Source organism: Dactylosporangium cerinum (assembly GCF_042653625.1).
Classification (GTDB): Bacteria; Actinomycetota; Actinomycetes; order Mycobacteriales; family Micromonosporaceae; genus Dactylosporangium; species Dactylosporangium cerinum.
This window is the reverse complement of the sequence record NZ_JBHSIU010000045.1, coordinates 25,378-45,895: the sequence shown is the minus strand read 5'-3', so window position 1 is coordinate 45,895 and position 20,518 is coordinate 25,378. Positions and strand designations below refer to the sequence as shown.

The window sequence follows — 20,518 nt, the reverse complement described above, 5'->3', positions numbered from 1 at the left end:
GAGAACGACGACGGATGCCGTCGACGGCGCCAGGACCTGCAGGCCCTTATCGGCTGATCTGACGCCGGACCGTCATCGCGACGAGTTTGTCTGGATTGCGGACGACGTAGAAGTTGGTGATCTTCCCGTCGATGATCTCGATCAGGAGGACACCTTCGGGACGATCGCCGATGTGCGCGACCATCGCGGGACCGTTGTTGCAGTTGACCATCTGGATCCGCATACCCGGCATCCGCCCGCCTGTGCGGAAGAGGTCAATGAGGAGGCCGGCCACCTTCTGCGCGCCCACCACCGGCGAACGCGCCGCAGTGGCCTTGCCACCGCTGTCGGCGGTCCAGGTGACGTTCGGCGCGAGCAGGGACAGCAGCCCGGCCATGTCCCCGGTGACCGACGCGGTCCTGAACTGCTCGGTGATCTGCATGGTCTCCGCGGCGTCGACGGGCTGGAACCGCCTGCGTCGCGCCTGCACGTGCTCGCGGGAGCGGTGCGCCACCTGATGCACCGTCGCCACGGATTTGCCCACCGCTGCGGCGATCTCGTCGTAGCCGAAGCCGAACACCTCGCGCAGCACGAACACCGCACGCTCATCGGGGGTGAGCGTTTCGAGCAGCACGAGCATCGCCATCGACACCGACTCGGCGAGCACCACATCGGCCGAGGGGTCGGTGTCATCGAGCAGCAGCGGTTCGGGCAGCCACGGGCCTACGTAGTCCTCGCGACGGCGCGCACTTGCCCGCAATGCGTTGAGCGTCTGACGGGTCACCAGCCGTGCCAGATACGATCTGGTGTCCCGCACCGTCGCAAGGTCCACCTCGGCCCACCGCAGATAGCTGTCCTGCAGCACGTCGTCGGATTCGGTGGCCGAGCCGAGTATCTCGTAGACGATCGTGAACAGTAACGGCCGCAACAGGGTGAATCGCTCGGCATGCTCGTCCGTGGTCATTGCGACGTGCCCACCGACGCAACGGAGGCCGGCTGCTGCAGCCGGCGACCGCCCTTGACCCAGCCGATGGAACCCGGCTTGCGGGCCTCGCGACGGATCCTCGACACCGCGACCTTGCAGGTCAGCTCCTTGATCGCGGCACCCAGGCGGCCGCCGATGTAGATGTTCACCGCGGTGTCGTCCCTGCGGGCGAGCTGGCGCATGGCGGTGTGCCGGCCGAGGCTGACGCACGATCCCGTGAGCGCCTGGTTGATCACCGCCGGTTCGGTCCCCGCAATGCGGCTCAGCACAGTGTTGGCGGCCTGAGCCCCCAACGGCCCTGCGGCCTGACAGCTCATCCGCAGCGGCTGGCCGGACGGCGCTGCGGCGTCCCCGGCAGCGACCACCCGGTCATCGTCGATGCTGGTCAACGTCTCATCCGTGAGCAGCCGCCCGAGCGTGTCAGTCCGCAGCCCGCTCGCGGCCGCCAACTCCGGCACACCGAAACCGGTCGCCCAGACGGTCACTGCGCTCGAACGCGTCGTACCGTCGGCAAGAACGATCGCATCCGGCCGAACCTCGGTTACCACGTCAGTTTCGAGCACGGTGACACCGTGCCGCGACAGCCACTTGACGGCGTATCGGCGACCCGACGCACTCCATGACGACACCAGGGTGCCGCCACACACCAGGGTGACCGTCCGTCCTTGCTCGGCCAGTTCGGCGGCCGTCTCGACGCCGGTCAGCCCGCCGCCGACCACGGTGACCGGAGCCCCGACGGGCAACTCCTCCAGCCTGGCGCGCAGCCGCCGCGCGGACTCGAACTCGGCGATGGGGTGCGCGAACTCGGCCGCGCCACGCACCGATGACGGTATCGCCGCGGTGCTACCGACCGCGTAGAGGACATAGTCATACTCCAGCGTCCGGCCCGACGCTAGCAGCACTACGCGCGCGGCGGTATCGATGCGCGTGGCGCTGTCCACAACCAGCTGGATGCCGTCGCCGAGCAGCCCGCCGTAGCCGACCGTGGCGTCGGCGGTGCCTGCCACAAACTGGTGTAGCCGCACTCGTTCGACGAAGTCCGGCCGGGGATTGACCAGGGTGACGCCGACGCCGGCCCGCATCCGCAGATGATTGGCCGCGAGCGTTCCGGCGTAACCACCGCCGATGACGACGACCCTGTGGCGTGTGTCGTTGTGCTCAGTCATGCCCCCAAGACACCGGGGAGCGCCGAGACCTGACACGACGTGACGCGCATCACCCCGCAGTGGTACGCCGGACACGCCGACCGGGCGAGCGGCACTTGATTGGAATGTGCCCGCTCCGGTCGCCGCCCCTCAGCTGGTGGCCCGGGCTACCGCGCCGGCTGATACGTGAGCACGGTAACGCCCGGCGCGATGACGGTGTTGTCGACGAGGTCGAGGCGGACCGCCGGCGCACCGTCAGGCAGCAGGGTCCGACCCTTCCCGAGCAGGACCGGGTGCACCAGGAACCGGTACTCGTCGATGAGATCATGCTGCTGCAGCGTCTGCATGAGGTCGCGGCAGCCGTACACGACGAGGTTCTGCCCGGGTTGGCGCTTGAGCTTGTCGACACCTTCGGCGACGTCGCCCTCGATCAGGTGGGAGTTCTGCCACCCGACCGCGGCGAGCGTCCTCGAGGCGACGTGCTTGGCCATGCTGTTGATCTTGTCGACGTAGGCCAGCTCCCCCGCTCTCGGCGGCCAGATGGCGGCGAAGATCTCATACGTGCTGCGCCCCAGGAGCAGCCCGTCGGCGTCCTTCAGCAGGTCGGAGTGGTACGCGACGGCCGCGTCGCTGTTGTACGGGATCGTCCAGTCCTGCAGCTCCTCGACCCTGCCGTCGAGCGTCACGTAGGTCGAAACGATGACTCTTCGCATCTCAAACTCCCTCTCGTAGGACGTACCGACGATGCAGACGCCGCGACGTGCGCCAACTGGGCGTCCGGTGACCGCCCAGTTCGGACCGCCCCGGGCGTCAACACTGGGTGGGGCCGTGGGTGGCGCGGCGCGCACGGGACGGAGGGAACAGGTTTGGCAACCGATCTGATGGCGAAGGCACGGGCCGGCGACGGTGACGCGTTCCGGGATCTGACCGAGCCGTACCGCCGGGAGCTGCACGTGCACTGCTACCGGATGCTCGGTTCCTTCCAGGACGCCGAGGACGCCCTGCAGGACACGCTGCTGGCGGCGTGGCAGGCGCTCGGCGGGTTCCAGCGGCGCGCATCGGTGCGCACGTGGCTCTACCGGATCGCCACGAACCGCTGCCTGAGCGCGTTGCGCACCGCCGGCCGGCGGGCCGCGAAGGAATGGAGCGTCCCCGGCACGACCGCACCCGAGCCGACGCGGCTCGGCGAGGTCGTCTGGCTCCAGCCGTACCCGGACGTTCTGCTCGACGGCGCCGTCAGCGCGCCGGGCCCCGAGGCCCGCTACGAGCAGACCGAAGCCATCTCCCTGGCCTTCGTGACCGCGTTGCAGCTGCTGCCACCCCGCCAGCTCGCCGTCCTCGTCCTGCGCGACGTGCTTGGATTCCACGCCGACGAGGTCGCCGAGATGCTCGACGCGACCCTCGACTCGGTCAACAGCGCCCTCAAACGGGCCCGCGCCGGCCTCCAGCAGCGCGTGCCGGCACGCGCCGAACGCGAACAGGCACCGGTCGCGGGGTCACCCGCGGAACAGGCGATCGTGGCGGGGTTCGTCCGCGCCTACGAATCCGCCGACCTCGACGCGCTGATCGCCCTGCTCACCGACGACGTCTTCGTCACGATGCCGCCGATGCCGTTCGAATACCACGGCCGCGAGGACGCCGCCAGGTTCTACGCCAGCATCGTCCGCCCGGGCAGGGCGGTCGACCTGGTGCCGACGCGGGCCAACGGGCAGCCGGCGTTCGGCATCTACCCGAACACCTCGACCGGCGCCCGCCACGCCGCCGGCCTGCTCGTGCTCACCCTCGCCGGCGATCAGATCCGCGGTTACACCCGCTTCGAGAACACCGTCCTGCCGGCGTTCGGGCTCCCCCGGTCGCTGCCGGCCTGACCACCGGCGGCGAGCCGCGCGCCGCCGCTGGTCATCACTTCCGTTCGTCGGCGAGGAGGGCGTAGGTGAGGGTGTTCAGCCACTCGCCGTCGCGGTGGAGGCACAGGTCGTCCTCATGCGGCCGGCGCCGGTCCCGCACGGCGGGACGGGCGGCGCCGGATGAGGCATTCGGCGACGGCAAGGTTGATGACCCAGCCGGCGCCTTTGGCGAGATCGCCGACAAGCTCGCCGTCGCCGAAGGCAGCTACCGCGATCCCCTCGGTGAATGCCTGCGTGCCGGCGGCCAGGCCGATGGCGTAGGCGCGGATCATCCAGGCGCGATGGCGGGCGATGTCGCGGCGGCGGACGGCGGCGAAGCCGAGCACCAGGCTGCCGGCCATCGCGGCGGCGAACACCAGCCGCAGGACGTAGAGCAGGTCGCCGGTGCCGGGTTTCTGGCTGTACAGCAGCGTCATCCACAACGCCGATCCGGCGACGAGCAGCCCGGCGACGGCCACGACGCGCCCCGCCCGGCGGTGCCAGTTCGGGTGGTTCCGCCGGATCCGGGGGACGAACTGGAAGGCGCCGACGAGTGCGTACAGGGCGGCGCCGGCGATGTGCACGACCAGCGGTGCCGGGAAGGTGAACCGGTCGTCGGCCGGTATCGTCGCCGGCCCGCCGGCGAGCTGGACCAGGCGGAACGCTCCGGCAATGAGCGGGATGGCGCTCAAGGCGATCAGCGTGGCCGGGACCGGCCAGCCGGAGCCGCGACCGGTGGCGCGGCTGGGGACACCGGCGGGCCGGCGCGCGGCAGGGGCAGGGTTGTTCATGCCACCGCGACCACAGACGCCGCGCTCTGGCCTTCCCGGGTCGCCATGCGGTCCATTGCAGCGCCGATTGCCGGAAATGGCAACAACCGTTGTCACCACGCCGATACCCGGCGGACGCTTCGGGCATTGCACGAGGTCACTACCCTGCGCACGTGAGCGACCTCTTCATCGCGGCTGTGATCGAAGCAGGCTGGATCGCCGCGTATGCGGCAACGCTGTTGCCCTGACCCGCGCCGGTGCGGCAGCCGCCGGGCCGGCCGGCCAGGTGCACGACAGCCCGCTGACCGCCCTGCGGGACAACAGCACCGGCTGGGTCCACGACGACCGGGGTGGCTGGCGGCAGTGGCGGATCCAGGAGCCGCCGATCATCCGGTTCAGCGCCTGGCCGGCCTGGATCGTCTACGGCGCCGCGATCCTGTGGACGGCCGGCCTGCTCAGCCTCGTGTCCACCTCCGACAGGTGGGATCTGGGCGACCTCGCCATGCCCCTGCTCTCCGTGTACTTCGGCGCCCTCGCGCTGCGGCTGCTCGTGGGAGTCTCCCGCGCCGTGCTGATGCGGCGACGGCGGCGCGACTTCGAGCGGGCTCGCACGCACATCGAAGGGGTCGCCGTGCGCAAGTTCACCCACACCTACTCGGTCCCCGACGCCGACGGCAGCCACCAGCAGACGGACCATCACGTCGTCGTCTACAGCGGTTCCGGTGACGTGGCCCGGGATTTCATCGTCGGCGAGCGCGTCTACGACACCGTCGAAGAGGGGCGGACCCGGGTCCGGGCACTGCCCGGGTGGCAGACACGCACCCCGGACCAGTTCGCGGTGCTGCCCCAACTCCTGCACCCCTGAGACATGACCGTGGTCAGCCCGCCCGGTCGGCGTCGCTGTGCCAGGCCGTTGCTCGTGCGTCGCCTGGATCCAGGGCTGGTACAACACCCGGCGCCGACACTCCACATTCAAACCGGGTCAACCCCAGTTCCGGGGGTCCGGTCTGCGCGGTTCGGTGGGTTCAGCAGCCCAGCTGCGAGCGCCGCCGCCGCGATCCGGCGGTACAGCTCGTCGTCCGGCGCGCCGCCGGCCCGCAAGCGAGCGGCCAGCGACCGGAACGCGTCGTCCAGTTCCCACAGTGCCGGGTCGGCGTCGTCCGCGGCGACGGCGTCGATCAGGACTCGGGCGCTGCGGTCCAGTTCTCGCCGGTACACCTCGACGATGCCGGGCCAGCCCCTCAGCACCCAGTCCGGCCAGGCGTCACGCAACTGCTCGGTGTCGACGCACATCCGCAACCGGTAGAACATCACGCCAAGGTCGTAGTAGCGGCGGCGCTCCGGGCGCACATGGCTGCCGGCGACCTGCAGCAGCAGCTCGAACGTGTCCCGGATCGACCGGCGGCGGCGGTTGAGCGACGGATCGGCGACGATCCGTCGCTGGGTCCACGTGGTCAGGTCCCGGACGGCGTAGTCCGCGGCGTCGATCAGCATGCCGGAAACGCGCAGTTGTCGCAGCTGATACACGGTCCATCGGCGGACCGTCCCGAGTTCCTCGACCGTCTCGGGCGGCAGGGTGAAGGCCACGAAGTACAGCTCACCGAAGATCTCGTAGAACTGCTCCAGGTCGTACCCCAGCCACAGCTCCCATGGCAGCTCCGGCGACACGGCGGTGGGCGGGTTCAGGTCCCGCTCGACGGACTCGGTCACGGTGCACCGAACAGCTGAAACGCGGTCACGGTGGCTGTGGTGCCCATCGCCGTGCCGGCGTGCCGCAGCGACTCGGCCGGCCGGCCGGTCTCGGCATAGTGGCGGTGGAAGTGGCCCATCAGGTCCGTGGTGAGCGCATCGTCAACCTGCCACAGTGGTGCGATGACTGTGCGCGCCCCGGCGGCGAGCAGAGCGCCGGGCAGCCCGACGTACTCGGCGCCGGCGAGGATCTCACCGGTCCCGGCGTGGCAGGCGCCGAGCACGACCAGCGCGGCCGACAGCGGGGTTCGACGGACGTCTGCATACCAGAGCAGCGCGCCATCGGCCAGCCGCAGGCCGGAGTAGTCGGGGTTCTCCGGCAGGTAGAAGCCGTGGCACGCCAGATGCACGACGTCCGCCCCGCCGGCCTCCGCACGGTAGCGGTCCGGGGTGGCATCGGCGCCGGTGTACACCGTGGACTCGGCGTAGTGGCGAGCGACCGCCATGCCCTCGCGGCGCGCGTACGGCAGTGAGCCGTCCGGGTCGGCGAAGGCAAGGAGCATGGATGCCGGCCGGGCCGGGGTCTGCAGGATCCGCGCCAGGATGCTCAGATTCGGCACCCGGCCGACCCGGTAGCGTGCGGTCAGGTCGGCCTCGACGGGCGCCGCCCATGCCTCGGCCTCCGGGACCACGAACAGCCGCGCGCCCGGCGCCACCCGCCCGTCTACCTCGCCCTCGGTGATCCCGTCCCGATCGATCAGCCACCTGCCCCGGACCAGCACCGCGTCGCTTTCGTCGAGCAACGCACGCAGACGGGCGACGGTCACCGGCGACGGAACCTCCCCGGTCGCCCGGATCCGCTGCGCCGCCATGCGTTCCCGGTCACGCTGCCGCCGCAGGCCGACGGTCAGCAGGTGCCGGCTCGCGTCGGTCGGCCGCGCCACGTAGTTGCGGACGAGGTCGTCGAGCGTGTCGTCGCCCGCCGCAGCGGTGGCGGCCAGCAGGGACCGGCTGGCATTGCGCTCCAGGACGTCGACGGCATCCGCACCGCTCACGCAGCGCACCAGCGCCTCGTAGACCGGCGTATACACAGTGGACAGTCCACGGTGGATCGCCCCGGACCGGGTCGTCGCCCGTATTCGCTCCGCTCGCGCGGCCAGCACCTCCAGGCGCTCGCGCAGGGCCGGGGACGGCGGCTCCGCGGCGAGGGCGGCTGGCAGGGCGGACAGCTCACCGGCGAAGCCGGTGGCGACCGCCAGCCGGTGCTCGCACAGCGGGATCCAGGTCACGGCGTCGGAGCCGAGTTTGGCCGTGTTCTCCAGGCACCACTCCAGCTGGGCGCGGGTGTACTGCGCATCATCGCTCTGCACCGCCCGCACGTAGGTGAACCACCATGGCATGCCGCGCGGATCCACCACGCCCAGCCGGCCGATGGTCTCCGTCAGCAGCGGTTCGTCGCCGAGCCCGAGCGCGGCCACCAGCAGCCGGCGCAGCGCCGCAGCCAGGCTGGTGTCGTCCCGGGCGCGGGAGAACGCGTGGACGGCGCGGTCCGCGTGGTGGGCCAGCCGTTCGAGGGAACCCGGCGCGGGCCACACCGTGCGGAGGATCAGGTCGCAGAGCATGCCCTCGGCGTGCCCCTCCGACCGCAGGTCACCGGCCTCCCGGCTGGCCTCGGCGGTGCGGACCAGCACCGATTCGGCCTCCTCGACCCGGTCCTGGCCGAGCAGCTCCCGCGCCTGCAGTAGGCCGTCGGCGCCTGCATGCCCAGCCGGTGCGGCGCGCTGCTCGGGTTCCTCCAGCGGCGGCAGCCGGCTCAGCATGTTCCGCAACGCTTCCAGATAGCCGAGCGAAAGGCCTGACGCTGCGGCGTCTCCGATCAGTTCGCCGACGAAGGCCAGCGCAGCGGGAGTGCGCAACGCGGGCTCGATCCGCACCACCTCCGCCGCCTCCGCCGGGCCGGATGCGTGCATGAGGGCGCACACCGCGTACACGGCCTCGTGCTGCGCTTCCAGACTCTCCTCCAGGAATGTGATCCGCACCGGTCACATCCCGCACGCGCAGGCCGTGCCACCCGGGCACAGCACGAACGTCACCTGTCGTATCGCAAACCGCGCCGTTTCCGTCCCGGTGCGGAATTCGCGGGTGCCGGAGCGCAGCAGCGCAGCGAGCGTGCCGCCGGCGCCCGGACCGCCGCGCTCGCTGGCCCTCTCTTGAGCGAGTCTGCGCAGGTCCTGTGGCGCGTCGGAGAAGACCGCCACGAGTGTCTCGCAGCGGGCGGCATCCGCCGGGACTGTCGCCGGCCAGACCAGCGGCAGGCCCGGGCCCCGCCCGCCGGGTCGCTCGCCGATGGCCCGGCTGCTGCCGGGGGCGAGCGCCATCCCTGCGGGTTCGGCGTCGTTCAGGATCGTGACCCGGCCCGCGAGACCCACGTCGAGCACACTCGCATAGACGGCGGCCGACGCGTCCGGGCTGCTGGTGACCGCGATCCGGATCCGGTCACCCGGGTGCAGGACCGCGCCGTCCGTGACCGGCCCGGCGGCACCGTCGAGGCGCAACTCCACGGGTGCGTCCAGGTCGCCGGGCTCGTCGCCGAGGCTGCGCAGCCGGGCCGAGGTCACGAGGCCGTCGACGAAGCGGCGCAGCCGGTCCAGCCCGAGCAGCGGGTCGCGGTGCAGGAGGAGACCGGCGCCGTCGTGGAGCAGGTATCCGGCGGAGACCGTCACAATCGCCGCCTCGTCGCCCTCCGTCACGACGCGGACGCCCGGAATCGAGGTCAGGGTTGCGACGGCCGCGTCGTCCACTGTGGCGACCCGCACGCACATGTCCTGCCCGGTGCTCCGCCAGGGGTGCGCGACCCCCTCGATCGTGACCCCGCTGGGAGCGGTCAGCGCAGCCGCCGCCCCCTCCAGGCGGCTGACCCGCACGATGTGCGCGGCCTCGTCCGGGAGCCGTCCGGCGGCGGAGAGCAGCAGTTCGTCGCCGGTGCGAATGCCGTGCACGCGGGCACCGTCGATCCACGCCTGGCCCGTCACCATGTCCACCCGGACGGGATGCGGACGCTCGGCCATGCGCACGGTCGTCGTGAACGCCAACCGGTCTGCAGGGCCCGCTGCCTCCGGGCGCTGCAGCGGGTTGCGGGTCATGATCGGCGGACGGGCCCGGTCGATCGCTTCCGCCCAAGTCACGTACGGGTCGTCGCGCAGGATCGGCATCAGCGCAGCGGTGAGGTAGCCATGGCTCCGGCGGAGCTCCCGGGACCAGCCCTCCATCGCGAGCTCCAGGGAGCCGCATGCCACGATCCGTACCGCATCAGGGTTGGCGTCGTTCCACGGCGCGTCCGGAGACGCGGCCGCCAGCCGGCCGAATGCGTCCGCCGCGTCCTGCCACCGCCGTGTCACGGCCGCGACCGGCCAGTCCTCCTCCCAGCCGCGCGCCCGCGGGCCCTCCTCACCGCGCGCCATCCGCGACGAGTAGCAGCAGTCCAGGATCGCGGTCACGTTCGGGCTCTGAAGCGTCAGCCGCCACAGCAGCACGCTCAGCTCGTCCGCCAGGATCCCCCGGAAGTCCTCCGGCCCGGACTCCGCCACGTCGGTCGGCAACAGGAACCGCAGTTCCGAGGGTGCGCCAGGCAGGTCCGTCGTCGCGCGGCCACCGTGCCCGGAGTAGTAGACGACGACGCCGTCCCCTGGCTGGGTCTCCCGGATCAACGCTTCGAACGCTTCCAGCACCCCGGCCCGGGTTGCCGTGTCCTCCCGCAGTGAGGTGACCTCGAAGCCGCGCGACTTCAGCACGTCGACGGCCAGATCGGCGTCATTGTGGCATCCGAACAGCCCAAGGATCTGGCTCGCGATGACCAGGGCGCGATCCGTCACGTCGCTCCACAATCCTCACCGTCGGCGGCATCGTGCGTCGCAAGAATATGAATCGCGCCGGGCCGCACGGAGTCTGCGCGACGTTGTCGGGCCGATCGGTTTCCGGTTCGGCACGAACGGGCGGCCCGTTCCGGGCAGCCAGGTCACGGCGACCTGCCGGTCCGCGGCTCGTACCCGTACGCCGGCGCAGCTCAAGCGTGTGGCTCCAGGAGTTCGAGGTGTACTGACCCGTCCGGCCGGCCCTGTGCGCTCGCCCGGCGCCGGCCAGCGAAGCGTTGACGTGCTCGCCCGGCGCTCGCGCGCCTGCCCGGCTGTCGTCGAACCGGGTCAGAAGCTGCCGCCGCCGAAACCGCCGCCGCCGTGGCCGCCACCGCCGTCGTGGCCGCCGTAGCCGCCGGCATCGTGGCCGCCGCCGTAGCCGCCGGCGTCGTGGCCGGTGTAGCTGCTCGGTCCGGAGGTGCCGTGGTTGGTCGACGACCGGCTACTGCGCCGCGGCGGCTCCTCGGGCGGCCAGGGGTCCGGGCGCCCCGCCCGCTCCGCGACGGTCCGGAAATGCCGATGTTTGTACCGGTGTCGTTTGGCGGCGAGCAGAGTGCGCAGCCTCGTGCCGTCCGGGTCTTCGCGGTCGTACCGCTCGAACTGCCCGGTGAGGAAGAGCAGCGGGAGCAGTTCCTCATCGTCGCGGTGCTCGGGGACGTAGCCCGCCTCGACCACGGCAGCGACCGCCTCCGGTTCGAGCTCGAGCGCGCGGGCCAGGACCGCCCGTCGCATCGACCCGCGCCTGAAGCTCTCGATCGAGACGCCGGCCGTCGGGCCCAGGTCGCGCAGGGACCGCCGCACGGCCGCGACCACATCGGCGGGCGGATCACGGTCCAGGACTGCCAGGACCCGGCCGAGGATGACGTCCTCGCTGAGGCTCGTTCCGCTGGCGGTGCACGCCAGCTGCAGGAGCCGCCCGTCCGGATCGCTCGCGCGATAGGCCTCGAACTGCCCGGTGAGCAGCAGGAAGACCGGCGTGAAGGCAGCATCGGCCGGACGGTACCTGGCGTCGCGGGCCGCGGCGACCGCCTCGGCGACGCCGAGGACGGCCTGGTCACACACCACCGCGACGCCAGCCCGGTCCGACAGCTCTCGTAAGGCGCGGCGGCACCGTGCATGGATGTCCTCGGGCAGCCAGGTGCCCAGGTACTGCAGCAGCCGCTCGGCGAGTGCGCCCTGGTCGTACAACGGCAGCAGCTCGGACCGGTCCTTCAGCAGCGCGAGCAGCGCCAGGTCGATGTCCCCGGGCTCGCCGGGCGGCCGGGGCAGATTCGGGTTGGCCAGGACGATCTGCAGGAACCTGCCCTGCACGCCGGCGAGCCACTGGCCGGGCTGGGGCACGAAGCCGCGCGTCGCGACGCCGAGGTACATGTAGTGATCCGGCCGCGCCCGCAGCCGGAACTCCACCTCCAGGGCGTCGAGCAGGCCGGGCTGGTCGGTGACGGACAGCAGGTCGGCCAGCCGTTGCCGCAGCACGGGATCGGGATACTCCAGCGCCGCGGCGACGAGCCGTCGGAGGTCCGGATCACCGAAGTACTCGCCGTGCGGCGGATCGGTGGCGACCTGCGGCAGGCACGTGGTCAGCCGGACGCGCGGCAGGTACGGCGACGTCGGCTCGGGCTCGAGCAGGAACTCCAGCACCGGCGCGACCCGCTTCGGCTGCTCGTGGTTGCCGAACCTGAAGAACGCGCCGCGCAGCAGGAACCACGCCCCGCGCCAGACCCTGTCACGGTCGTCGCCGCCGGCCGCCCACCATCGGTCGATCCGCTCCCGGTCCCGGCGGTCGTGCCGGTAGAGGGCATTGGCGAGCACGGCCTGGCCGCTTCTCGGGGTCCTCCATCGACGGAACAGCATGCCTCCCATCGTGCCCTACGCCGTCACGCGCGGCCGGCGATCGCATATCGTCGGCAGGATGGTGCGGTTGGACGAGGTGCGGGCGCAGGTCGACACGGACTACGCCGGCCTCGGCATGCCCACCTGGCCCGACCCGCACCCGGATGCGGCACCGGCGCGGGATGAGGAGTACTCCCGGCTCACCCGGCCCGACCGGTACGCCATCGTGCACGCCCGCGCCCGAGCGTGGACCGGCGCCCTGACCCGCCTGCCGGGTGTCGTGGCCGAGCCACTCGCACCAGCACGGATCAACGACGTGCACCCGTACCGATTCGACCGCGGCGTCCGGCTCAGCCCGCCGCGGCCCGGCACGCTGCCGCTCCTGCTGCTGGAGCGCGACACGCCGCTGCCGGTGCTGCACATCAGTGTCGTGCGGCCCGCGGCCCAGCTCCAGATGCTGCCCGACTGCGGCTGCGACGCCTGCGACCGCGGCTCGGACGACCTGCTCGAGGCGGTCGACCTGACCATCGGCACCGTCGTCGGTGGCCCATCCGTCGTGCTGCGGGGCCAGGGCTGGGACGCGCACTGGCATCCGGACGGCGGCAGCTCGCACGGCGGTGTACACCACCTGGACCACAGGCACGTGATGGACCTCTGCCGACGGCTCAGTGCCGGCGACACCCCGCCGCTGCCCGCCGGCACCGAGTCCTTCGTGGGCCGTTCCTGGCTCGACTGACGTGCAGCGGGAGGGGTTGGCGCGGCGGAGCCGGGGAAGTGTCTCCTGCGCCCACTCGTCGGGCCCTCATGGGGTGAGCGGGGTGAGCGGGGTGAGGAGTCAGCGTCACGAGATCCGGTCCGAGGTGGGTCATGAGCATGCGCACCATGATCGCGGGTACGGTGCTCATCGCGGTCGTCGCCTCGGTCATCCTCGTGGGGTGGTTGCACCATTCGGATCTCTTGGGGCGACCGGATCATTCCGCTGGGAGACAGCTACGAACCGGGTTCCACGTGGCCGACGGGCGTCTCTACGATGCCAACGACAATGAATTCGTCATGCGTGGCGTGGGCCACAGTTACGCCGTGTATCCGCAGCGAACGGCCCAGATGCTCAGTGATGTCAAGGCAATGGGTGCCAACACCGTGCGTGTCGAGGTGTCCACCGGGGTCACCGCGAAACGAGACGACGCCGCCGACGTCGCGCACCTGATCGGGCTGTGCCGGCGCAACCACCTCATCTGCGTCCTGGTGGTGCACGACACCACAGGGTGGGGTTACCGCAAGGAAGCCGTTCCGCAGGCGCGGGCGGTGGACTACTGGATCAGCATTCGCCAGGCGCTGGTCGGCCAGGAGAAGTACGCCATCATCAACGTCGCGAACGAACCCTACGTCCTCGACAACGTCCGCACCTGGCCCGGCGACACGACGGACTCGATCCGCCGGCTGCGCCAGGCGGGTATCCATCACACCCTCATGGTCGACGCGCCCGACTGGGGTCAGGACCTGTCATTCACCATGCGGGACCACGCCGCCGACGTCTTCGCCGGCGATCCGGATCGCAACACCGTCTTCTCCATTCACATGTACGGCGCCTTCTTCCGCGCCACGACCGTCCACGACTACTTCGGCCGGTACATCCAGGCGAGGCTTCCCATCACGGTGACCGAATTCGCGTACACCCATCACGACGGCGACGTCGACGAGGACGCGATCATGTCAGAGGCGCAGGCGGACCGCGTCGGCTATCTCGCCTGGTCCTGGAGCGGCAACAGCGGGGACGTCAGCAACCTCGACATGGTCGACCAGTTCAACGCCAAGTCGCTCACCTGGTGGGGCCGGCGGGTGTTCGACGGTCCCAACGGCATCCGGCAGACCGCCCATGAGGCAACCGTCTACCGGCCGTAGTACCGGCGCGCGCACCGCCGCACCGCTTGTGGCCAGGTCCGTGCAATGCGCGACCTCCCGGTCCTGGGCGGGCTTTCCGCCGCGTGCACTCGTGGATCGTCGCCTCCGTCTTAGCATTGTGAATGGTCACCTAGGCACAAAACGGGGTGATCACGGCGTGCGGTGTGCGTGGAGGTGCCGGATGGGAACGGGCGGGGTGCCGTCGGGCCGGGATCCGCCTGTTCGGGGCGAACTCGTGCACGAGACCGAACACACCCGCGTCACCCGGCTGTTTGTCGCTGGGCATACGGTCATCCGCAAGGACCCGCTGGGACCGGACGGGCAGCGGCGGGTGCAGCACGAGTCGGCGATGCTGGAGCGACTGCGCGGCGTTGCGGGCGTTGCGCAGCTGGTGGAGACGCCACGACAGCCCGGGTCGATCATGATGTCGGACGTCGGTGACACGAGCCTGGCCGGGCTGGCGAGGCCGCCGTCCGCCGGGGACCTGATCGCACTGGCAGTGCAGTTGGCACAGGCGGTGGCGGGGATGCACCGGCGCGGTGTCATGCACCGGGACATCACGCCGGCGAACATCGTGATCTCCCGCGACGGCGCGCCGTCTCTGGTGGATTTCGCGTTGGCGTCGTCGCTGGCTGAGCTTCGTCCCGAGTTCACGCATCACACCGAGATCGTCGGCACGTTGGCGTACCTGGCGCCGGAGCAGACCGGGCGCACCGCCCGGCCGGTGGATCAGCGGGCCGACCTGTACGCGCTGGGCGCGACGCTGTACGAGCTGGCGACGGGTGGCCCGCCGTTCGGTCTCGGTGACCCGTTGCGGCTCACGCATGATCATTTGGCTCGGGTACCGGTGGCGCCGGCGCAGGTGAACCGGGCCGTGCCCGGGCCGTTGTCCGACATCATCATGCATCTGCTGGAGAAGGAGCCGGACAACCGGTACCAGACGGCCGACGGTGTGGTCCACGACCTGCAGCGGGTGCGCGACGCAGATCCACGTGCGGCGGCCCAGCTGCGGGTCGGTGAATGTGATGTTCCGCTGCGGCTGCTGCCGCCGTCGCGACTGGTGGGCCGCGATGAGGAGCTGGCGGTGCTGGGGGCGGCGTTCGAGGATGCGCTGACGGGCCGGTGTCGTGGGGTGCTGGTCGGCGGGGCGCCCGGGGTGGGCAAGACAGCACTGGTCGACGAGCTGCGACCGGTGGTGACGGGCCGGGACGGCTGGTTCGTGGTGGGCAAGTTCGACCAGTACCGGCGGGATCTGGAGTTCGACGCGTCGCACCAGGCGTTTCGCGCGTTGGGTCGGCTGCTGCTGGCCGAGCCGGAGGACGAGCTGGCCGAGTTCCGCGGCCGGATGCTGACGGCACTCGGGCCGAACGCGGGGTTGCTGACGGCGGTGCTGCCGGAGTTCGCGGCGCTGCTCGGGGTGCCGCCCGAGGCCGGGAATCCACTGACCGCGCAGGCACGGCTGCAGAGCGCGGCCGTGCAGGTCCTGCGCGCAGTGGCGTCACGAGCTCGGCCGGTCCTGGTGTTCGTCGATGACCTGCAGTGGGCGGGGCGCGCGACACTGGGCTTCGTCGACCTGCTGCTGAGCGGGGAGCCGGTCGACGGCCTGTTGCTCGTGGGTGCGTACCGCGAAGACGACGTCGACGCGGCGCACCCGATGGCGACGCCCCTGGCCCGATGGCGCGAGCAACCCGGAGTGCGGCACCTGCGGCTGGTCAACCTGCCCGGTCCTGATCTCGTCACCATGGTCGCCGAGATGCTGCACGTGGATCCCGCAAGGGCGGCGGGACTGGCCGAGACCATCGGCCCGTACACCTCCGGAAACCCTCACGAGACGGTGGAGCTGCTCAACGCACTGCGCCGCGACGGCGTCATGACCGCGGCGGCGGACGGGTGGCGCTGGGACGAGGCGGAGGTGCGCCGTCGCCTGCGCCGGTCCGATGCGGCGGGCATGCTGGAGGCGGGCCTCGAGGCCATGCCGGCACGGTCCCGGCAGTTGGTGGAGACGATGGCGTGTCTCGGCGGGCGCGCCGAGCTGAGCCTGCTGCAGACCGCGACTGCCGTGGACACGGTGGAACCGTGGCTGGTTCCCGCTCTGGACGAAGGCCTTCTCGTGATGGAGGCCGGGGTCCACAGGGCGGTGCGGTTTCGGCACGACCAGACCCGCGCGGTGGTCCTGCGCGCGATGGACCCGCACCGGCGCCGCACCTTGCAGCTGTCCGTTGCGCGGCGGCTGGCTGAGGTACCGGAACTGTTCGCCGCCGCGGCGGAGCAGTACCTGCCGGTGATCGGCGCGGTCGGCGACCCGGCGGAACGGCACCGGGTCGTGGGTCTGCTGCGGCGCGCCGCCGGCCAGGCAGCGTTGACCGGTGACCACGCGCTGGTGGACGTGGTGCTGACGGCCGCCTTGCGGTTGATCGGCCCGGATGAGACCGCCACCCTCGTCGCAGTGCATACCGCCCGCCACGCAGCGTTGTACGGCCTGGGGCATCTGGACGACGCGGACGAGGAGTTCCGCACGATCGAGCGGCTGTGCGGCAACGTCGTGGACCGTGCGGACGCGACCGGTGTGCAGGTGAGCAGCCTCACCCACCGCAGTCGCTTCGCCGAGGCGACCAGGCTGGGCGTCGAGTCGCTGCGTGCACTCGGCGTCGCCGTCCCGACGGCGGACCGGCTCCCCGCCGAACTCGACCGCCAGTTCACTTTCCTGCACCGCTGGCTGGATCGCCCCGACAGCACCGAGGACCTGACCCGGCCGGAGATCACCGACCCCGCGCTCCTCGCCACGGCGCATCTGCTCAATGCGGTCATGGCCGCGTCCTACTTCGCCGCCGACTACGCCACGCACAGCTGGCTCGGCCTGGAGGCGCTCCGGATCTGGGTCGTGCACGGCCCGGACCCCACCCTGGTCGGGCCCGCCAGTGTCGCCTGCACCGCTACGGTGTTGCGCGGGGACTTCTCGGCCGGCTACCGCTCGGGTCGGCGGCTTGTGGCACAGGGCGAGGCCCGCGGCTACGAACCCGGCACCTCGCAGGCGCGCTGCCTGCTTGCCGGCCACAGCCATTGGTTCGAACCGGCCGAAGACGGTGTCCGAGCATGTCAACGCGCCAGGGAGGGGCTGATCGCCGGTGGTGACCTGGCGAACGCCGGCTACTCGTACTACCAGACCGTGTCCGGCCTGGTGGACTGCGCGCCGACGCTCGACGGCCTCGTCGCCGAGATCGACGCCGGGCTGACGTTCCTCTGGCGCACCGGCAACGAACAGACCGGCCGGTTGCTCGACACCTACCAGTGGCTGGTTGCAGTGCTGCGCGGTGAAAGCTTCGACACCGCGGGCGACGCGTACCCCATCGATACACCCACGCCGCTCCCGGCGCATCTCACCCACGGGATGGCGGCGGCCATCTTCGACGATCCGGCCAGCCTGATGCAGCACAGCGCGGCGGCGATGTCGTTGCTGCGCAGTGCCGTGGGACCGTATCCGACCGACGCGGCCTACCTGCTGCGCGGGCTCGCGCTCGCCCGGCAGATCCGCGACAGCCGCGATGGCGGGCGCGATGGCCATCTGTCCGAACTGGACGACGTGACGCAGTGGCTGGCCGCTCGCGCCGCGGACGCGCCGATGAACTTCCTGCACCTGCTGCGGCTGGTCGAGGCCGAGCGGGCCTGGGCGGTCGGCAACCTCCGAGCCGCCGCCCTCGGCTTCGACGCCGCCCTGCGTGCGGTCGCCCAGCGCCAGCGTCCATGGCATCGGGCCCTGATCACCGAACGCGCGGCCCGTTTCCACCTCGCCCATGGCCTCGAACACGCCGGCTGCAACCTTCTTGCCGAAGCCCGACGGGAGTACCTCGCCTGGGGCGCGACCGCGAAAGTCGACCAACTCGACCGGGCGTACCCAACCCTGCGACCGCCACCCGATCGGACTGCCGCACAGGGCACCGCCCAGCCCGATGATGCGCTCTACCAGCGGGCCGCCGTCACGGCCGGAACGCTCGATCTCCTCGGCATCCTGTCCGCGTCGCAGGCGCTGAGTTCGGAGACCAGCGTCGAACGGCTGCACTCGCGGGTAGCCGACGTGCTCGGTGCGATGACCGGTGCCACCGACGTGTTCCTGTTGTTGTGGAGCGACGACCGGCAGGACTGGCTGCTGCCTGCGCCGGGCGGCGACAGCGGCATGCTCCCGGTCAACGGCACCGGCCCCGAACACGCGGTGCCGATGTCCGTGGTGCGATATGTCCAGCGGACGCGTGAGCCGCTGGTCGTGGGCGACGCCACCCGCGACGACCGCTTCGCCCGCGACCCTTACTTCACCGACGTCACGTGCTGCTCGCTGCTGGCCGTGCCCATCCACAGCCGCGGCACGCTGCAGGCGGTGCTGCTGCTCGAGAATCGACTCATCCGCGGCGCCTTCACCACCGGACGGCTCGAGGCGGTCCAGCTCATCGCCGGCCAACTCGCCGTCTCCCTCGACAACGCCCAGCTGTACGCCGAATTCCGCCGGATCGCCGACGAGCAGGCGGCACTGCGGCGGGTGGCGACGCTGGTCGCCCGCGGCGCGGGGCCGGATCTCGTGTTCGCCACGGTGGCCGACGAGATCGGCGCGCTCTTCCGCGCCGACGTCACGGCGATCATCCGGTTCGAGCCGGACGGGGACGCGACGCTGATGGGAGGCTCCGGGTTCGAGCACACCCAACTGGGCTCGCACGGCAAACCCGACCCCCGCCTGGCCGTGGCGTCGGTCCAGGCCACCGGCCGCGCGGCTCGCCGCGATGTGGACGAGGCGGTGTCGGCGATCCTGTTCGAGACCACCCATGTCGGACTCCGTTCGATGGTCGCCAGCCCGATCGAGGTCGAGGGCCGGGTCTGGGGCGCCATGGGCGTCGGGTCGCGGCGCGAACGGCTACCTGAGGACACCGAGCAACGGCTGGCCGACTTCACCGAACTCGTCGCGACCGCCATCGCCAACACGGAAAGCCGGGCCGAGCTCACCACCTCACGGGCGCGGATCATCGCCACCGCCGACCACACGCGCCGACGCATCGAACGCGACCTGCACGACGGCGCCCAGCAGCGGCTGGTCGCCCTGGCGCTGCAACTGCGCGCCACGCAGGCGGCACTGCCACCCGAGCTCGACGCGTCCCGTGCACAGCTGGACTCCGCCGTCGCCGAGGCGACCGGCGCACTGGACGAACTCCGCGAGATCGCCCGCGGCATCCACCCGGCGATCCTGACCGAGGGCGGCCTCGGCCCGGCGCTGCGCACGCTCGCCCGCCGCTCGCCGATCCCGGTCGACCTCGAGATGCAGCCGGTGGGGCGGCTGCCCGAGCAGGTCGAGGTCAGCGCGTACTACCTCGTTGCCGAGGCGCTGACCAACGTGGCCAAGCACGCGCACGCCTCGACCGCCACGGTCACCGTCGAGGCGGGCACCGCCGACACCGTCCTGCGCGTCGCGGTCCGCGACGACGGCGTCGGCGGTGCCGACTTCGCCCGCGGCACCGGCCTGGTCGGCCTCAAGGACCGCGTCGAGGCACTCGGCGGCCGGCTCTCGCTCGACAGCTCCCGGGGGGCGGGAACCAGCCTGCGCGTGGAGTTCCCGCGCACCGCCGCCTCACCCGCAGCGCAGGACCCGGCGACGATCATCCGGAAAGGATGACAACACCTCGCGAAGGGTGAGACAACCTGGCCGTACCAGAGGAAATCGCGACGGGACGGACTTTCGATGAGGGGTGCAGTCGAGCCGCTGGACACCGCAGTGAGTGACCTGGCCCTGGTACAGGACCTGGAGCAGGGCCAGCAGATCATCCGTGGCACCGCCAGGCGTCTGGCGAACGCCCACGGGTCCACCGTGGTGTTGCTGGAAGACGGGTGTTGTTTCTACGCCGACGAGGACGCAGTGAGCCCGCTGTGGAAGGGCAAGCGATTCCCTGTGCAGCAGTGCATCAGCGGGTGGGCGATCCTCAATCGTCAGCCGGCCATCGTGCCGGACATCCGGGTCGACGAGCGGATCCCGCAGGAGGCGTACCGACCGACGTTCGTGAAGAGCCTCGTCATCGTCCCGATGCGCGTCGAGGATCCGCTCGGGGCAATCGGCGTCTACTGGATCCAGCCGCACCGTGCCACCGATGAGGAACTGGCCCGCCTGCAGACGTTGGCCGAGGCGGCCGGCGCGGCGCTGACCCGCCTGTTGACGCCGGCAGACACCGTGCGGCAGCCAAGCACACTGGTGTAGCAGGACTGCCCGCTCGCCGAGATCAATCCGTGCTGTTGCGGTAAGATCGACATGCCCTTGGGTGAGGGCGCGTCACACGCCTTGCACTGCACGGTTGGCTTCCCCGGGGGTGACGGGTCAGCGCCGGCGTCGCGTGCGACGCAAGGTGAAGGACGGTAGCCGGTGCGCGCAAGCCGAGTTCCGTCGCTGCTG

At 71.2% G+C, this 20,518-nt stretch carries 14 protein-coding genes; 6 read left to right on the top strand and 8 right to left on the bottom strand.

Features of this window, described 5'->3' with window-relative positions; translation table 11 throughout:
* Positions 1-46: 46 nt before the first annotated feature.
* The 3 genes from sigJ to ACFPIJ_RS33715 all read right to left on the bottom strand — a co-directional run bounded on the left by sigJ (position 47) and on the right by ACFPIJ_RS33715 (position 2,822).
* A complete protein-coding gene (gene sigJ / locus ACFPIJ_RS33725) occupies positions 47-943 on the bottom strand; it encodes an RNA polymerase sigma factor SigJ (protein ID WP_380121176.1) in 897 nt (298 codons plus the stop codon).
* Entirely contained in the window at positions 940-2,130 is a 1,191-nt protein-coding gene (locus ACFPIJ_RS33720) for an NAD(P)/FAD-dependent oxidoreductase (RefSeq protein ID WP_380121174.1), read from the bottom strand. The genes sigJ and ACFPIJ_RS33720 overlap by 4 nt, the downstream gene beginning before the upstream one ends.
* Positions 2,131-2,276: 146 nt before the next feature.
* Complete coding sequence (locus ACFPIJ_RS33715) at positions 2,277-2,822, bottom strand: dihydrofolate reductase family protein (RefSeq protein ID WP_380121172.1); 546 nt, start codon at positions 2,820-2,822, stop codon at positions 2,277-2,279.
* Positions 2,823-2,975: 153 nt separating this feature from the next.
* Between ACFPIJ_RS33715 and ACFPIJ_RS33710 the strand changes: the two genes are divergently transcribed.
* Positions 2,976-3,977 (top strand): sigma-70 family RNA polymerase sigma factor, encoded by a 1,002-nt coding sequence (locus ACFPIJ_RS33710; protein WP_380121170.1) that lies wholly within the window; start codon positions 2,976-2,978, stop codon positions 3,975-3,977.
* Positions 3,978-4,090: 113 nt separating this feature from the next.
* On the opposite strand, the gene ACFPIJ_RS33705 is transcribed toward ACFPIJ_RS33710, so the two are convergent.
* Positions 4,091-4,786: a DUF2306 domain-containing protein gene (locus ACFPIJ_RS33705; RefSeq protein WP_380121168.1), complete on the bottom strand. Its 696-nt coding sequence runs from the start codon at positions 4,784-4,786 to the stop codon at positions 4,091-4,093.
* 265 nt (positions 4,787-5,051) lie between these two features.
* Here ACFPIJ_RS33705 and ACFPIJ_RS33700 point away from each other — a divergent pair, with 265 nt between their 5' ends.
* A complete protein-coding gene (locus ACFPIJ_RS33700) occupies positions 5,052-5,630 on the top strand; it encodes a hypothetical protein (protein ID WP_380121166.1) in 579 nt (192 codons plus the stop codon).
* A 107-nt stretch (positions 5,631-5,737) separates the two neighbouring features.
* Here ACFPIJ_RS33700 and ACFPIJ_RS33695 read toward each other — a convergent pair whose 3' ends face one another.
* From ACFPIJ_RS33695 to ACFPIJ_RS33680, 4 genes are all read right to left on the bottom strand, one after another.
* Entirely contained in the window at positions 5,738-6,475 is a 738-nt protein-coding gene (locus ACFPIJ_RS33695; protein WP_380121164.1) for a hypothetical protein, read from the bottom strand.
* Complete coding sequence (locus ACFPIJ_RS33690) at positions 6,472-8,493, bottom strand: CHAT domain-containing protein (protein WP_380121162.1); 2,022 nt, start codon at positions 8,491-8,493, stop codon at positions 6,472-6,474. The genes ACFPIJ_RS33695 and ACFPIJ_RS33690 overlap by 4 nt, the downstream gene beginning before the upstream one ends.
* Before the next feature lie 3 nt (positions 8,494-8,496).
* On the bottom strand, positions 8,497-10,326 hold the full coding sequence (locus tag ACFPIJ_RS33685) for a caspase family protein (protein ID WP_380121160.1): 1,830 nt from the start codon (positions 10,324-10,326) through the stop codon (positions 8,497-8,499).
* A 327-nt stretch (positions 10,327-10,653) separates the two neighbouring features.
* Entirely contained in the window at positions 10,654-12,219 is a 1,566-nt protein-coding gene (locus ACFPIJ_RS33680; protein WP_380121158.1) for a hypothetical protein, read from the bottom strand.
* A gap of 58 nt (positions 12,220-12,277) precedes the next feature.
* Between ACFPIJ_RS33680 and ACFPIJ_RS33675 the strand changes: the two genes are divergently transcribed.
* The 4 genes from ACFPIJ_RS33675 to ACFPIJ_RS33660 all read left to right on the top strand — a co-directional run bounded on the left by ACFPIJ_RS33675 (position 12,278) and on the right by ACFPIJ_RS33660 (position 20,326).
* Positions 12,278-12,934, top strand: a complete 657-nt coding sequence (locus ACFPIJ_RS33675; RefSeq protein ID WP_380121156.1) for a DUF6226 family protein — start codon at positions 12,278-12,280, stop codon at positions 12,932-12,934.
* 131 nt (positions 12,935-13,065) lie between these two features.
* Positions 13,066-14,100 (top strand): cellulase family glycosylhydrolase, encoded by a 1,035-nt coding sequence (locus ACFPIJ_RS33670; protein WP_380121154.1) that lies wholly within the window; start codon positions 13,066-13,068, stop codon positions 14,098-14,100.
* A 181-nt stretch (positions 14,101-14,281) separates the two neighbouring features.
* Positions 14,282-19,750: an AAA family ATPase gene (locus ACFPIJ_RS33665; RefSeq protein ID WP_380121152.1), complete on the top strand. Its 5,469-nt coding sequence runs from the start codon at positions 14,282-14,284 to the stop codon at positions 19,748-19,750.
* A 99-nt stretch (positions 19,751-19,849) separates the two neighbouring features.
* Positions 19,850-20,326 carry a GAF domain-containing protein gene (locus tag ACFPIJ_RS33660; RefSeq protein WP_380121151.1) on the top strand — a complete coding sequence of 159 codons (477 nt, stop codon included), beginning with the start codon at positions 19,850-19,852 and terminating at the stop codon, positions 20,324-20,326.
* The last annotated feature ends 192 nt before the right edge of the window (positions 20,327-20,518 follow it).

Excerpts from the sequence above, each read along its gene's own strand:
- ACFPIJ_RS33680 (WP_380121158.1), bottom strand. The coding sequence starts at position 12,219 with ATGCTGTTCCGTCGATGGAGGACCCCGAGAAGCGGCCAGGCCGTGCTC.
- ACFPIJ_RS33670 (WP_380121154.1), top strand. The coding sequence starts at position 13,066 with ATGAGCATGCGCACCATGATCGCGGGTACGGTGCTCATCGCGGTCGTC.
- ACFPIJ_RS33675 (WP_380121156.1), top strand. The coding sequence starts at position 12,278 with ATGGTGCGGTTGGACGAGGTGCGGGCGCAGGTCGACACGGACTACGCC.
- ACFPIJ_RS33720 (WP_380121174.1), bottom strand. The coding sequence starts at position 2,130 with ATGACTGAGCACAACGACACACGCCACAGGGTCGTCGTCATCGGCGGT.
- ACFPIJ_RS33705 (WP_380121168.1), bottom strand. The coding sequence starts at position 4,786 with ATGAACAACCCTGCCCCTGCCGCGCGCCGGCCCGCCGGTGTCCCCAGC.
- ACFPIJ_RS33715 (WP_380121172.1), bottom strand. The coding sequence starts at position 2,822 with ATGCGAAGAGTCATCGTTTCGACCTACGTGACGCTCGACGGCAGGGTC.
- sigJ (WP_380121176.1), bottom strand. The coding sequence starts at position 943 with ATGACCACGGACGAGCATGCCGAGCGATTCACCCTGTTGCGGCCGTTA.
- ACFPIJ_RS33665 (WP_380121152.1), top strand. The coding sequence starts at position 14,282 with ATGGGAACGGGCGGGGTGCCGTCGGGCCGGGATCCGCCTGTTCGGGGC.